The sequence below is a fragment of the Acinetobacter sp. ANC 4470 genome, from assembly GCF_002135335.1.
GTDB lineage: Bacteria > Pseudomonadota > Gammaproteobacteria > Pseudomonadales > Moraxellaceae > Acinetobacter.
Genome location: NZ_NEGC01000001.1, coordinates 344,840 through 358,985, shown reverse-complemented (window position 1 = coordinate 358,985; position 14,146 = coordinate 344,840). Strand labels below are relative to the sequence as shown.

The following is a 14,146-nucleotide window of genomic DNA, read 5'->3' as shown; positions in this document are numbered from 1 at the left end:
GAACTGTTTACAGTTCCTTTTTATTTTTGGGAATTTTAGTTCGCCAATAAACCTTCTAATATTTGTTCATAAATTTCAGCAAGTGGTTCTAAGTCAGCGACATTTACATGTTCATCAATTTGATGAATGCTGGCATTTAAAACACCAAGTTCAAGCACTTGTGCACCTGTAGGGGCAATAAAGCGACCATCTGAAGTACCGCCACTGGTTGAAAGTTCTGTTTCAATTCCAGTGACATTACGAATGGCATGTTGGGCAGCTTTGACCAGTTCACCGACTGGAGTGAGGAATGGTAAGCCAGATAATGTCCATTCAATATCATAATTTACATTGTGACGATCAAGAATTTCTAAAGTACGTGCTTTAAGTTCTTCTGCGGTCGCTTCAGTGGAATAGCGGAAGTTAAACAGCGTATGCATGGTTCCTGGTACAACATTGGTTGCACCTGTACCAGATTGAATATTCGAAATTTGAAAAGACGTTGCAGGGAAATATTCATTGCCATTATCCCAAACGGTATCGCATAGTTCAGCTAAGGCTTTAGAGGCAGTATGAATGGGGTTAATGGCAAGGTGAGGATAGGCAACATGCCCCTGTTTGCCTTTAACTGTAAGCTTGGCATTGAGCGAACCACGACGACCATTTTTAACAATGTCACCCAATTGATTGGTACTTGATGGTTCACCGACCAGACACCACGTCATTTTCTCATTACGTGCTTCTAAGGCTTCAACCACTTTCACTGTACCGTTAATTGAGGGGCCTTCTTCATCAGAAGTGATCAGAAAGGCAATAGAGCCTTTATGATTTGGATGTTTTGCGACGAAACGTTCCGATGCAACCACCATAGCTGCAAGTGCAGTTTTCATATCTGCACTACCACGACCGTAAAGCTTACCATCACGAATTTCTGGTACAAATGGATCAGAATTCCAATCATCTAAGCTGCCCGTTGGAACAACATCGGTATGTCCTGCAAAACATAAAACTGGAGCCTCAGTTCCTTTACGTGCCCATAAATTATCGACATCTTCAAACCGCATTGATTCAATATTGAAACCAATCTTTTCTAAACGATCCGCCATAATATTTTGGCAACTATGATCGACTGGCGTTACAGAAGGTTGACGTAATAACTGTAAACTAAGCTCTAAAGTTTCTGAGTGGTTCATACCGGTTAAATCAATCGAAAATGTGCCGAATATAATAGGGGAATCATGTTGATAAGGTAAGGGGCGTTTTAAATATAAAAGAACCTTATCTGGAGATAAGGTTCTTTGAAATTGATCACATTACATTTTGTCTTGCGTTTTCTCAGCAGTATTAGTGACTGCATCGCCAGCTTTTGAAACATCTTTACCAAAACCTTTAAACGTATTACAACCCGTTAAAACAAAAGCCATAATGAGGGACGCAGCTAGAATTTTTTTCATCATTATCTCCAAGTATGAATCATTATTTTGATGTGGTTTTAGGTTAATTAATGCTCAGTGTAAAAAGTATGAGTTTTTGATGGTAGAAAAGTAATTAATTGTTATGCATTCGGATTCGTTGGTATTTTACAGTCATTGCGATAACGCAATTCATTTTTTCAATCTCGACACAGCCAAACTCATCTCTCATCACGTTATCTCTTAAAACATTGAGAAAGTAGCGGTGCATTTCTAAACATATAGACATTGGGTTGATTTTGTTGTTGATATAAACCATTGATCCACCAATGTGCAGTTTCACTACTCAAATCAGCTTGCGGGCAAATCCATTCTTGACGTTGTAGGCGATAAAATGTTGGGTCTTGAGCAGGAATCATATTTCCCCAACAGCCTAAGCGACGTTGTGAATTAACCCAAGTTGGAATCGGATCTTGTGAATGCTCAATAGGAAGATAAAGTTGACCTTTTAATACCACAAAGCGTTGTTCAATTTGATATTCAAGTGCATCTTTAAATTGAAATTGTTTTTGGCTAAAGTGATTTAACTTTCGCAGCAATGTGTCACTACGGTTTAAGCCGTACCAATAGGCTAAAGAAAAATCTCGTTCAGCTAAATAATATTTTAAAGCCACTTCCCAGTGTTCAATTTTATTGGTTTCTGTATTTCGTAATAGAAAGTCGAGCTCACCTAAGGTTTTAGAACCCGCAATTTTTTGAATACTATGACCCAGCAATTCATAGGGGTGGTAGCTGTGATCGAGCAACCAAAACCAGATAAACATTTCAAAACGTAGACCTAAACGGGTACTTTTTAGCTGTTGTAAAAAGACTTCTAACGCTTGAGGATGTTGATCTAAATAAAGTAGTCTGGCGTGATAATATTGAAAATGCGTTGTCCATGTTTCAGTGTTATGCAATTCAAAGGCATGCTTTAGCTCCAGTTCAGGAGGAATGGAACTTAAAGTATTTGGACTGCATACGCAAAATGCCAACTGTCTAACCAATAGATTTTTAAATTGTAGCCAAGGTTCATGAAGATCAGAAGCTTGATTTAAAGCAAACATAGAAACACCTAGCGCTAAATTAAAAAGTGCAGAATTACAACGGATCAAAGATAAAACACTTTATACTACCGCAATTGGTTGTATAAGGCAGTGCTATGAAAATGTTGTTTTGGCGGAGTTTAGTGGTGATTTTTGTCATTCTAGGCTTTATCGGAGCGCTTTTACCGGGTATGCCAACAACAGTATTTCTTATTTTAGCAGCTTGGTCAGCTTCAAAAGGTTGGCCACAAATGGATGAATGGTTGCTCAATCATCCTAAGTATGGTCAAACCTTAAGAGCATGGCGTGAAAGCGGGACTGTGCCGCGCAAAGCGAAATGGTTTGCCAGTATCATGATGTTGATCAGCGCTATGTTGATGTTATTGACCAATGCGCCTGTTTTGGTCAAAGTGTTTACAGATTTGATTATGTTAAGCGTAGCAATTTGGCTGTGGCTACGTCCTGAACCTTCGACTATACAGATCAAAGAACCACAGATTAAAGAGCCTGAGTAATACACATAATGTCATATTCTTTAGCACACGCAGATATCTGGATTGATTTGGTTGAGCAAACTTTAACTTTACCCAAGCATAATAAATTTTATCTCATTTCTTCAGGTAAAAATGGCATCGGTGAGCAAGAAAATACAGGGAAGACACCCAGAGGTTGGCACAAGATTGCACTGAAATTTGGTCAAACAGCGCCTCAAAATGCAGTATTTATTGCCAGACAAGAAACGGGTGAGGTTTATGATGAAGCCCTAGAAGCACAATTTCCTGAACGAGATTGGATTTTATCTCGTATTCTTTGGTTAAGTGGCTTAGAAGATAATTTTAATCAAGGTGAGGGATGTGACACCTTTAAACGCTATATTTATATACATGGTACGCCAGATACTGAACCGATGGGCATTCCTATGTCGCATGGCTGTATTCGTATGCGTAATCAGGATGTGATTGAATTATTTGATCTGATTGCTGAAGATGCTTTGGTTTTTATTTCAGAGCATAAATTAAATTTAGCGGACTTGGAAATAAGTACCAATAGATAAAACAATACCTGTCGCGATTAAAAACAAAAAATGTTCTATGAATGTTGATTAAGAATAAGATGATTTACAGTTTATTCAAAAGCATAAATATTTTTGAATAAAAACTGTACGATAGATCTGGGGTTTTTTAGTAAAACCCTAAATAAGTTGCAGAAATTGTTTGTTTTTATAGCGAATCATCTATTTTTTAATCACTCAAACATAAAAAACTCAAAACAGGCAGAAAAGCGTTTGACAGGCGGTATAGATTCTCTATAATGCACGACACAAACGATGAAGTCGTAAAGGGCGCTTAGCTCAGTTGGTAGAGCGTCTGCCTTACAAGCAGAATGTCGGCGGTTCGATCCCGTCAGCGCCCACCAAGTCTTTACGTTAGGTACTTAAGTGCAGCGGTAGTTCAGTTGGTTAGAATATCGGCCTGTCACGCCGAGGGTCGCGGGTTCGAGTCCCGTCCGCTGCGCCACTTTAGTTCTTAATAAATTGTTTGTACTTTAATAGCGATATTATGTAAGTGCAGCGGTAGTTCAGTTGGTTAGAATATCGGCCTGTCACGCCGAGGGTCGCGGGTTCGAGTCCCGTCCGCTGCGCCATTTACATGATAGACCTTTTAAGGGCGCTTAGCTCAGTTGGTAGAGCGTCTGCCTTACAAGCAGAATGTCGGCGGTTCGATCCCGTCAGCGCCCACCAGATTTTTTGTGATGCAGCGGTAGTTCAGTTGGTTAGAATATCGGCCTGTCACGCCGAGGGTCGCGGGTTCGAGTCCCGTCCGCTGCGCCATCTTAAAATCGAAAATGTTAGACCCTTTAAGGGCGCTTAGCTCAGTTGGTAGAGCGTCTGCCTTACAAGCAGAATGTCGGCGGTTCGATCCCGTCAGCGCCCACCATATCTTCGGATATAAAACTTAGTGATAAGTTTACAATGCAGCGGTAGTTCAGTTGGTTAGAATATCGGCCTGTCACGCCGAGGGTCGCGGGTTCGAGTCCCGTCCGCTGCGCCATTTTTCAAAGATCTTAATTTTGAAAAATGTGTGACATTAGCATAGACTAAGCATAGCGTTGGTCTTGCATCAAAAGTTCAATTCTTGGATTTTTTCTTCAGGGTGCTTAGCTCAGTTGGTAGAGCGTCTGCCTTACAAGCAGAATGTCGGCGGTTCGATCCCGTCAGCGCCCACCATATATTCTTCTTGCTCAAATTCTGTTTTTTCCATAGAATCTCAAGTCTATAGTAATTTTGAATATTGAAAAACTATGAGAAATCAATATCAACGCAAAGCTGCGTCGAAAAATCAAAATAAGGGCTATAATGCTCAAGATATTTATAAACAATTCATTGAAACGATCGTTGCTCAAGGCTCTTTGAGTGCTTTATTTGACGATGGATGGGCTTTATGTGCAACTCCAACAGGTCAGCGTGCTTTTGCAGTGTGGCAGCATAAAAGCTTAGCCAAGTTACTGATCAAAGATAACTGGCAAAATTATCAAATTCAGGAAATTTCACTCAAAGATTTTGTTGAGAAAGTGATTCCTTTTTTACGTCAAGAAAAAACCTGTATATCGATGGATTTAACTCCAGAAGGGCAAAACGTATTGGTTGCACCTGAAAAATTACTCTTAGACCTAAAAAAATATCTTTATCAAATTTATGTGCAAAAACCAGAATTATTTAAAGACACGAAACTTCCTTTACCGCGCAATATCCGTTTAAATTAATTTTAGTATTCTTGCAATATCCAACCACTGATAAAAGCAAAATATTCTCTTAGCCATGCGTTATAACGCGTCGTTAAGGGAGTTTTTGCACCAATCGTGATGATGTTTTGATAACCCAATTTTTTGGCAATGGCGGCTGCTCGCAATGTATGGAAGTCACTGGTCACAATGGCAATTGGCGCAGAGAGTGGAATGTTCTGATACTTTAAAATGGTCTTTGCATTGAATAAGTTTAATTCAGTACTGGTACTTTTATCTTCCAAATAAATGCGTTGTAGCGGAATGTTATACTGTTGATATAAATATTTGGCCATAATTTCAGCTTCAGTCTCTTTTTCAGTATAACCAATGCCACCTGTGACAATAAGAATGGCTTTTGTCTGTTGTTGTGCCAGTTCAGCGCCCTGATCTAAACGTTTCGCTAAAGTCGGAGAGGGTTGACCATTTTGGATGCCACTACCCAAAATAATAATGGCTTGTACTGTTTGTTCGGTATTTTGTTGTTGGGTGTGTTGGTGAATATAAGCGAAAAAAATAGCCAAAGTGATGAGCCAAAGTAAAAAACCACTCCAGACCCATTGATATAGAGTTTTAAATTGTACTTTTTGCGCTAAAAAGCACTGAATGGAACGATAAAAAATAGCATGAATCAGTAATATCAAACCAAGCAGCAGCGGTAATAAAGTACCTAGATGGATTTTATTTTGTAAAATTAAAAATAAACCGTCACCAAATAGAATACAGCCCAAGATCAAACTGAAGATTTTTTTTATTTTTTCAGACATAAAGGCTGTTTTAGTGTAGATGAGATATTTTGCAGTCTAACTGAAGTTCGATATTTTTCTAGTGTTGATTTAAAAAAACCGAGCATTGAGGCTCGGTTTTTGATTTGATTAATGGTTTCTTCTTGAGTTAATAGACATCACGACGGTAACGACCTTCTTGGCGAAGCTGGTCAACCGTTGCTTCACCTAGAATAGTAATCAGGGCTTGATCAACATCGCTTGCCATACCCTGAATACTACCGCAAACGTAAATCGCAGCACCATTGTTGACCCATGTTTTAAGTTTTTGTGCTTGTTCACGAAGTTTATGATGCACATACACTTTGGCTTCTTGATCACGAGAAAAAGCCAAATCAAGGCATTGTAGCATGCCTGTGGTTTGCCATGCTTCAATGGTGCTTTGATAGAAGAAGTCATGCTCACGTTGACGCTCACCAAAGATTAACCAGTTTTGTGTGTAGTTTTGACGTGTACGTGCATGCAATAAGCTCATTAAGCCCGCCAGACCTGTACCGTTACCAATACAAATAATAGGACGATTATCATCAATCAGATGGAATGACTCATTGGTGCGAATACGCAGTGCAATTTCACTCTTTAATGCTGCATGTTGAGTTAGCCATCCAGAGCCTAAACCGAGTTGACCTTGATCATCTGATTGTTGGCGAACCACCAAACGCAATACCTGCTGCGATGGAATACTGGCAATAGAATATTCACGCGAAGGTAGAGTCTGTAATTGCTCAAGCAAGTGTTCTAAATTGGCAAAAGGTTCAACTTCAGTGGTTAAATCTTTATCCCATAATGCTTGTTCAATCTTGATATTCAGTGATTCAACTGGGCTGTGCGTAGCAATGTGATATTGCTGCATAAAGTGGGCAATACGCTCAGCACTATTACCAGGTTGAACTTCAGCAATATCACCTGCTTGCCAATGTACTTCATGAGTTGGTTTGAGTTCAATATTAAATGCTGCTGCACCTAGGCTGTCAGGATTGAGTACATCACGTTGAGTTAATGTCCATGAATCGAATGTTTTTTCAATATTCATGGCTTGTAATTCAAGTTGAGTCACTTTTGCTAAAGCCGTATTCCATGCTTGGATCTGCTGATGATTGGCATTATCCACTTCAATGGCAGCAAACAATTGCTTCGCAGCATTTTGTTTTAACCAATCATCTATAGCATGGCCAAAACTACAGAAGGTTTCAGGATATTCTTGAGAACCTAAGGCTAAAACAGCATAGTTGAGATGGCTTAAATCAGCTTGTATTGGAAGTATTTTTTTCACAAAACTTGATGCTAAATCGGGTGCTTCACCCGTACCATAGGTACTGACGACAAACAGGACTTGTTCAGTATTTTTTAAATCATCCAAGCTTAGATGTTGTAAGGCTTTGACTGTTACAGGCTGACGAGCCTCTTGTAAACTGGTTGCAGTCCGCCAAGCAAGTTGTTCTGACGTACCTGTTTGTGTTGCATAAGCAATGAGCCAAGGTTTTGCATTGGGATCGATCGTGACTGCAGTGGCAGCAAGGCGAGCTTGTCGAGTTAGTTTCTTTTGTTTACGACGTTTGAGATAAAGCATCCAACCTGTGACAAAGAACAATGGCATGACCAGCGCAGCAAGCATGGCGAAAAATTGGTACACAGGACCAAAGAAACTACCACGGTGAACAGGTAACATGCTGCCCATGATTTTTTCATTTAGTTTTTGATCTTCATAGAGATCCATTTTTTCAATGCTTGAAGTTTGATAATCAAATGTAGCTTTGTTACGTGCACGTTCATGTTGCGGAATGGCATCAACAAAACTTAATTCAATTTTGCCATCAGGTTTTTTCGGTAAATTGACTGTCAGGGTAGAATAGTCACGACCGACTTGTGCATTGAAGCCTGTCCAAGTTTGGGTTAAAGCGAGATTAATTTGCGTTGGTGAAAATGCTTTTTTCGCATCTTGATGCTTTGAATCAGCTTCACCATGAGTTACTTCATTTTTATTGCGCTGTTGACCTGCATTTTGACGGTTGCCTTTGTCTTTTTGTACTTCTGCTTGAGGAGGCTCCACTCCCAATACTTTAAACATGCCATTACGCCACCAGTCATAAGACCAATACAAGCCTGTACAAGCGAGTATTAAATAGAAAATCACCACCCAAGTGCCGACTACTGCATGTAAATCCCAAAGAAAATTACGACCTTTGAGCTTAGGTTTAATCATGAACCATTGTTTTAAAGAGTGTTTTTTAGGCCAGCGTAGATATAGACCACTTAAAACAAAGAGAATAAGGATAAGGGTAGATGCACCAGTAATCTGCTTTCCAACAGGACCTACAGTCAAATTTCGGTGCAATTGTTGGGCAAATTGGAAGAACTCACGACCTTTAATTTCGGGTAAAACTTCGGCAGTGTAGGGGTTGATCATCATGTTATGACCTTTACGCGCACCTTCTTTGACAATATTCACACTCGAAGAGGTCGTAGGATCTTTGGCAATGGTAATACTGTTAATTTTGATTTTTGGGTCAGTATTATGGAAATGCTGATACAGCTCTGCCGGTGTTAATTTTTCACGATTTTCAGCTTGTACGGTATAACTATCTGGATTCAGCCATTTTTGAATCGGTTGTTCATATGAATAAATGGCACCTGTGACGCCCATAATAGAGAGAATCAATCCAGCGGTAATTCCGAGGAACCAGTGGATCTGAAAAAAGATTTTTTTTAACATAGCTGAAAAACGATGTGAGCGGTGAATAGTATTAACGCGAATTATAACTGAACTTTGAGTAGATGTTATGAATTTTGAAATTAATATACATTCTCATTCTCATTTATGTTTGTTGCATTAAAAAACCCCCAATGTTTTGGAGGTCTTTTATTCAAAAAATGTGCATTACGGTATGTATTAAACTTGTTTGGCTGCACCAACAGTTTCAGTTAAATGCTTACGAATGGTATTAAATGAAAAGTTTCTTGAATCCATGCGTTTTGGCAGAATATAAGCACCTTGTTGACCTTTCACTTTGAAGTTAATCAACAAAAAGTCTGGGGTGTTATACCATTCATAAATATCTTTCCAGTCAATAGCGCCCATACCTTCTTGAGCCCCCATCTTTTGGCGCATAATTAGACCGTGTGGTTGTACGCCTAAACGAATCCCTTTGATTTCCTGAACTGGAAATTCATTCATTTTACGTTTAACGTACCATTCCAAACCGAATTTACGAACCAATAGGTAAGCAACAATACCGACCAATGCGACCCAACAAAAAATAGTCGAATAGTTTTTTAATAAGATAATACCGACAATAGATAACGCAGCAACGACAGCCATGATAATCCATGATTTAGTGCTGATTTTGTTGGTACTACGCCAAATAGTAAGTTGAGCTTGACGTTGTTCAGCCTCTGAAATTTCATAGTTCACAGGTTGAAGGGTATAAGCGTATAAATTTTTCGTGGTCATAATGAAAATAACAAATTTAGAACTGTAAAAAGTTTAGCATTATTTATAGCGATTCAGTGAGTATATTGTTCCAAAATTATCCTACTTTATAATGAGGCTAATTCGGTGGCGTTATCATCACGGTCATGACTCAAGCTTTGCTTCAAACGGCTAAGTTGATTCAGGATGCTTAACATTAAAGATAATTGTTGTAACACAATCAGGGCTTTCTGATCATCATTGCTATTTGCGGTTAAGCGTTGACGTATTGTATCCAACATATTTTGCGCATTGAGGTTAGCTACTTCATCTTTTAATAAAGATCCTTGGATATTTTCTAAAGCGAGATCTAAAAGCGTTAACACTTCTGGATCTTCTATCTTTTCACGATGTGCACCTAAAGCTGCAATATAGCTTAATAGGGTATGATTCAAACATAAAAATTCAAAAGCTAAGCTTTTTTGAGTTGGATCAAAATCAGGTTCTGTGGCTAAGGTTGAAATGAGTGATGCGACTTCGGCATCATTATTATGTGCAGCACGACGTACCACACGATATTTTAAACCATTATTACGCCCATGTTTATATTGTTCAGTCACTTCTGCTAAATAGTCACATTGTGCAGTGAGGGAGCGATTAATGGTGCGTGACAGACGACGGAATTTCCAGTCGGGAAAAATAAAACTGACTCCAAACCATGCCAATGCACAACCAATTAATGTATCTATCATACGAGGTAATGCTGCTGCAAAACCTACACCATCGAGGTTAAAGTTAATCAGTGCAAGGATAGTAATAAAAGCAGTGGCTTGAGCATATTGTTTACTGCGTAATTCAAAAAAAAGCACACCACTTAAAATGAGCAGTAGTAATTGCCCCTCAATGGAAGGGATAAAGTACAAAATGGCATAACCTAAAAGAATACCCACCAAAGTACCGACAATGCGTAAACGTAAACGACGTTTAGTGGCATTAAAGTTGGGTTGGCTGACAAAAAGTGCGGTCAGCAAAATCCAATAACCATATTCAATATTGCTCACTTGGACAAAAACATAACCAATTAGTAAGACAATAGAGACCCGTATCGCGTGGCGAAACAGTATCGATTCTGGGGTTAAATGCTGTTTGATTCGGATAACAATATCATCCCAGCCTTTTAAGTCATCATCTTTGAGTTGGTTTTCAATATGTTTGCTTTTATCAAATTTAATATGACGTTCAGTTTCTACATTACGCAGTTGAGCATCAATCGCCTTTAAATTTTGATAGAGCGAAAATAGCGCATTGACCCAGACTTGATCATATTGTTGTTCTGTACGTAACTTTTCTAAAGACAGCTTTAAATTGGCAAAAGCATGTTTAAAGCGTTTGTTGTGTTGATAGGTTTCACGATGCAAAATACTGTGGCTTAAATCTTTACAGGCTTTGGCCTGAATAAATAAAATTCGTTGGAAGCGAAATAAAATATCACTGTGTTCAAAAATCTTGACCAGTTTCTGGTAATCAATATGCGCTGAATCGGCACGCTCGTGAATATCTTGGGCAACAAAATAATATTGTAAGCTACGACGGGTATCTTTTTGTCCGCGGTCACCTTTCAAACGGGTCAGTAGTGCGGTTTTCATTTCATTAAAAATGCCAACTAATTTGCCATTTTCTAAGGACAGTTCAATCATACTTTGTTGATAGCTGCTGGGTGTCATATCCACATCAAACAGGTTCGATTTTGCAAAGAGAAAATCACCTAAGGATGAATAACACTGCGATAACTTGTCTTGGACTTGGCGAACGGGGAACAATAAAAAACTAATGGTTGAAATTAGACCATACCATGCTGCGCCAGCCACCAAAAGTAGGGGTTGAGTATACCAATGATCAAATAATCCAACACCTAACATCGAATATACGGAAATGACTAAGCAGCCATAGGAAATGGTGGCATAACGACGACCCAGTGAGCCGAGTAAGATCCAGCCAACACAGGAAATAATCAAGCCTAAAGCAAATAAAATCGGGTAAGGAAATAAGAAATAAACAGATGCAGCAGTAATAAAAAAGCCAATATAGGTATAAATCAGGTTCATGATACGGACCGAAAAACGGTCATCAATATCACTTAAACCAGCAGCAACGACCCCAAGGGTGAGCGGAATGGTTGCAAGTTGGTATCCCATAAAATAAGGAACAAAGGCGGTGCCTGAAAACGCAATGACCATGCGCAGGTTATACATAAAGGTGGTGTTATAGGTCGCTTGTTTAATACGTGTGAGCCAAGATTTCAAATTATGTCCTTACCACAAAGTGATCTATGCATCATGAAGTTAAATTATGTGATTTTTCACTCTCAATTCTTAGAAATAATACTATGGCGTAATATGCTTGTCTGCATGGTTACGCATAGAAGTTGAAATAAGTCTTATGCTGTTTGATTTTGCTCATCACTTAAGGTCTGTTTTAATGTGTTGAATTGTTGCAAAATACTAAACATCAGCGAAATTTGTTGAACAATAATAAGTAATTTAGATGAGTTTTCTTCAGATTGAGCTAAGCGTTGCTGAACTGTTTTCAATACATTGAGTGCTGTTTCATCTGGTGTTTCATCGCGTAATAATACGGCTTGAATATCTTCAAATGTACGATCAAGTAGATTAAGAATTTCAGCGTCTTCTATCTGTTCCCGATGTGCACCTAAAGCTGCAATATAACTTAAGAAAGTATGATTCAAACATAAAAATTCAAATGCTAAAGCTTTATGTGTTGGATCATAATTCGGTTCAGTTTCTAATGTTGAAATAAGTGAAGCAATTTCAGCATCGGTATTATTCGCAGCGCGGCGCACTAAGCGATAATTTAAGCTGTTGTTACGTCCTTCTCGGTATTGCTTAATTACTTCAGAAAGATATTCACATTGAGATTGTAATGACCGTTGAATACTCCGAGGTAGGTTACGAAATTTCCAATCAGGGAAAATAAAAGTTACCCCCAACCATGCTAAAACACAGCCTACAATCGTATCAAATAAACGTGGCAGTGCTGCTTCATAACCAACACCATCGAAATTAAAATTAATGAGCGCTAAAATTGTAATGAAAGCAGTCGCTTGAGCATATTGTTTGCTACGTATAACCAGAAACAAAGCGCCACTGACGGTTAAAATTAATAATTGACCGACCAGAGATGGAATAAAATACAGGATGGCATAACCGACAATAACGCCAATAAATGTTCCTAATATACGTAAATGTAAACGTCTTTTCGTGGCATTGAAATTAGGTAAACATACAAATACCGAAGTGAGTAATACCCAAAAACCTGAAGGTATATCGGTAATTTCAACTAAGATATAACCGACAAAAAGTACGGTCGATAAGCGTATCGCATGTCGGAACAGTATGGACTCAGGGGTTAAATTTTGTTTTACACGGATGACAATATCCGACCAACCTTTTAGATCATCATCATTGAGTTGATGATCTATATGTTTGTCTTTTTCATGCTTAATATGTTGTTCAGTTTCTATATTATTGAGTTGAGCATCAATGGCTTTTAGATTTTGAAACAGAGACCATAACGCATTGATCCAGACTAGGTCGTACAGTTGAGTATTGCGTAATTTTTCAAGTGAAATTCGCAAGTTTTGAAAGCTTTGTTCAAAATCAGAGCTATGATGATAGTAAGTCCCATGAAGAATACTATCACTTAAGTCTTTACAGGCTTTACCTTGTAAAGAAAAAATCCGTTGGAAACGAAACATAATATCGCTATGTTCAAAAATTTTGGCAAGTTTTAGATAATCAAAATGTGAGGAATCTGCACGTTCATGGATATCTTGTGCGACAAAATAATATTGTAGACTACGACGAGTATCGTGGCGCCCACGATCTCCCTTTAAACGGGTTAACAGTGTGGTGCGCATTTCATTAAACATGCCAATCAAATTGCTATTTTCCAATGACAAGCTAACCATACTGCGTTGATAACTGGGAGATGTCATATCCACATCAAATAGATTCGATTTTGCAAAGAGAAAATCACCTAAGGATGAGTAACAGTGTGATAGTTGGTCTTGAACTTGACGAATCGGAAAGAGTAAAAAGCTGATCGTTGAAATTAACCCATACCAAGCTGCGCCACATACCAATAAAGTCGGTTGCACATACCATGGTTCAAATAGATCTACACCTAACATCGCGTATACAGTTACGACCAAGCAGCCATATGAAATGGATGCATAGCGTCTTCCTAGTGAGCCCAGTAAAATCCAACCAATACACGCAACGATTAATCCGCTAGCAAATACAATAGGATAAGGTGATAACAATTGAACAGCAGTCGCGGTAATGAAAAAACCAACATAGGTATAGATCATATTCATAATTCTGACTGAAAAACGGTCGTCAATATCACCTAAGCCAGCAGCGACCACAGCCAATGAAAGCGGAATAGTTAAGATTTGATTACCTAAAAAATAGGGTACAAATGCTGTACCTCCAAAGATAATAATCATCCGAATCGTATACAAAAACGTGGTGTTGTAGGTCGCTTTGCGTAATTCAGCTAGCCAACGATTCAAGGGGGAGATCCTTATCAATATATGAGATTAATGATAATAAAAATAATCATATTAATGTAAAAAAATCACCTTAATATCGTATAAAAAATATGAAGTTGATT

The 14,146-nt window shown here is 38.5% G+C and carries 11 protein-coding genes and 8 tRNA genes; 11 read left to right on the top strand and 8 right to left on the bottom strand.

The window, feature by feature from the left end; all coding sequences use genetic code 11:
- Positions 1–35: 35 nt before the first annotated feature.
- The 3 genes from dapE to B9T25_RS01665 form a co-directional block, all read right to left on the bottom strand.
- Positions 36–1,172 (bottom strand): succinyl-diaminopimelate desuccinylase, encoded by a 1,137-nt coding sequence (gene dapE, locus B9T25_RS01675; protein ID WP_086186751.1) that lies wholly within the window; start codon positions 1,170–1,172, stop codon positions 36–38.
- 120 nt (positions 1,173–1,292) lie between these two features.
- Positions 1,293–1,436 (bottom strand): entericidin A/B family lipoprotein, encoded by a 144-nt coding sequence (locus tag B9T25_RS01670; protein ID WP_086165505.1) that lies wholly within the window; start codon positions 1,434–1,436, stop codon positions 1,293–1,295.
- 191 nt (positions 1,437–1,627) lie between these two features.
- Positions 1,628–2,497 (bottom strand): DUF1853 family protein, encoded by an 870-nt coding sequence (locus tag B9T25_RS01665; RefSeq protein ID WP_086186750.1) that lies wholly within the window; start codon positions 2,495–2,497, stop codon positions 1,628–1,630.
- Positions 2,498–2,592: 95 nt separating this feature from the next.
- Here B9T25_RS01665 and B9T25_RS01660 point away from each other — a divergent pair, with 95 nt between their 5' ends.
- From B9T25_RS01660 to B9T25_RS01610, 11 genes are all read left to right on the top strand, one after another.
- The gene (locus B9T25_RS01660; protein ID WP_086186749.1) at positions 2,593–2,991 is read left to right on the top strand and encodes a YbaN family protein; all 399 of its coding nucleotides are present in this window, start codon (positions 2,593–2,595) and stop codon (positions 2,989–2,991) included.
- A gap of 8 nt (positions 2,992–2,999) precedes the next feature.
- Entirely contained in the window at positions 3,000–3,530 is a 531-nt protein-coding gene (elsL, locus tag B9T25_RS01655; RefSeq protein ID WP_086186748.1) for a cell wall-recycling L,D-carboxypeptidase ElsL, read from the top strand.
- 286 nt (positions 3,531–3,816) lie between these two features.
- Positions 3,817–3,892: transfer RNA gene (locus B9T25_RS01650), tRNA-Val, on the top strand.
- A 24-nt stretch (positions 3,893–3,916) separates the two neighbouring features.
- A tRNA-Asp gene (locus B9T25_RS01645) sits at positions 3,917–3,993 on the top strand.
- Between the two features lie 50 nt (positions 3,994–4,043).
- Positions 4,044–4,120 (top strand) — tRNA-Asp (locus B9T25_RS01640).
- A gap of 21 nt (positions 4,121–4,141) precedes the next feature.
- A tRNA-Val gene (locus tag B9T25_RS01635) sits at positions 4,142–4,217 on the top strand.
- A gap of 13 nt (positions 4,218–4,230) precedes the next feature.
- A tRNA-Asp gene (locus B9T25_RS01630) sits at positions 4,231–4,307 on the top strand.
- A 30-nt stretch (positions 4,308–4,337) separates the two neighbouring features.
- Positions 4,338–4,413, top strand: a tRNA-Val gene (locus B9T25_RS01625).
- A 37-nt stretch (positions 4,414–4,450) separates the two neighbouring features.
- A tRNA-Asp gene (locus tag B9T25_RS01620) sits at positions 4,451–4,527 on the top strand.
- Between the two features lie 100 nt (positions 4,528–4,627).
- Positions 4,628–4,703, top strand: a tRNA-Val gene (locus B9T25_RS01615).
- Positions 4,704–4,777: 74 nt separating this feature from the next.
- Positions 4,778–5,239: a DUF2750 domain-containing protein gene (locus tag B9T25_RS01610; protein WP_086186747.1), complete on the top strand. Its 462-nt coding sequence runs from the start codon at positions 4,778–4,780 to the stop codon at positions 5,237–5,239.
- 2 nt (positions 5,240–5,241) lie between these two features.
- On the opposite strand, the gene B9T25_RS01605 is transcribed toward B9T25_RS01610, so the two are convergent.
- The 5 genes from B9T25_RS01605 to yccS (B9T25_RS01585) all read right to left on the bottom strand — a co-directional run bounded on the left by B9T25_RS01605 (position 5,242) and on the right by yccS (B9T25_RS01585) (position 14,045).
- On the bottom strand, positions 5,242–6,024 hold the full coding sequence (locus tag B9T25_RS01605; RefSeq protein ID WP_086186746.1) for a YdcF family protein: 783 nt from the start codon (positions 6,022–6,024) through the stop codon (positions 5,242–5,244).
- Positions 6,025–6,151: 127 nt separating this feature from the next.
- Positions 6,152–8,755 (bottom strand): PepSY domain-containing protein, encoded by a 2,604-nt coding sequence (locus B9T25_RS01600; protein WP_086186745.1) that lies wholly within the window; start codon positions 8,753–8,755, stop codon positions 6,152–6,154.
- A 177-nt stretch (positions 8,756–8,932) separates the two neighbouring features.
- A complete protein-coding gene (locus B9T25_RS01595) occupies positions 8,933–9,493 on the bottom strand; it encodes a YcxB family protein (RefSeq protein ID WP_086186744.1) in 561 nt (186 codons plus the stop codon).
- An 86-nt stretch (positions 9,494–9,579) separates the two neighbouring features.
- Positions 9,580–11,754, bottom strand: a complete 2,175-nt coding sequence (gene yccS / locus B9T25_RS01590) for a YccS family putative transporter (RefSeq protein ID WP_086186743.1) — start codon at positions 11,752–11,754, stop codon at positions 9,580–9,582.
- Positions 11,755–11,888: 134 nt separating this feature from the next.
- Positions 11,889–14,045, bottom strand: coding sequence for a YccS family putative transporter (gene yccS / locus B9T25_RS01585; protein WP_086186742.1), 2,157 nt, complete (start codon positions 14,043–14,045; stop codon positions 11,889–11,891).
- Positions 14,046–14,146 lie beyond the last annotated feature (101 nt).

Bases quoted from the DNA above. Each gene is read 5' to 3' on its own strand.
- dapE (WP_086186751.1), bottom strand. From the start codon at position 1,172: ATGAACCACTCAGAAACTTTAGAGCTTAGTTTACAGTTATTACGTCAA.
- B9T25_RS01670 (WP_086165505.1), bottom strand. From the start codon at position 1,436: ATGATGAAAAAAATTCTAGCTGCGTCCCTCATTATGGCTTTTGTTTTA.
- B9T25_RS01665 (WP_086186750.1), bottom strand. From the start codon at position 2,497: ATGTTTGCTTTAAATCAAGCTTCTGATCTTCATGAACCTTGGCTACAA.
- B9T25_RS01660 (WP_086186749.1), top strand. From the start codon at position 2,593: ATGAAAATGTTGTTTTGGCGGAGTTTAGTGGTGATTTTTGTCATTCTA.
- elsL (WP_086186748.1), top strand. From the start codon at position 3,000: ATGTCATATTCTTTAGCACACGCAGATATCTGGATTGATTTGGTTGAG.
- B9T25_RS01610 (WP_086186747.1), top strand. From the start codon at position 4,778: ATGAGAAATCAATATCAACGCAAAGCTGCGTCGAAAAATCAAAATAAG.
- B9T25_RS01605 (WP_086186746.1), bottom strand. From the start codon at position 6,024: ATGTCTGAAAAAATAAAAAAAATCTTCAGTTTGATCTTGGGCTGTATT.
- B9T25_RS01600 (WP_086186745.1), bottom strand. From the start codon at position 8,755: ATGTTAAAAAAAATCTTTTTTCAGATCCACTGGTTCCTCGGAATTACC.
- B9T25_RS01595 (WP_086186744.1), bottom strand. From the start codon at position 9,493: ATGACCACGAAAAATTTATACGCTTATACCCTTCAACCTGTGAACTAT.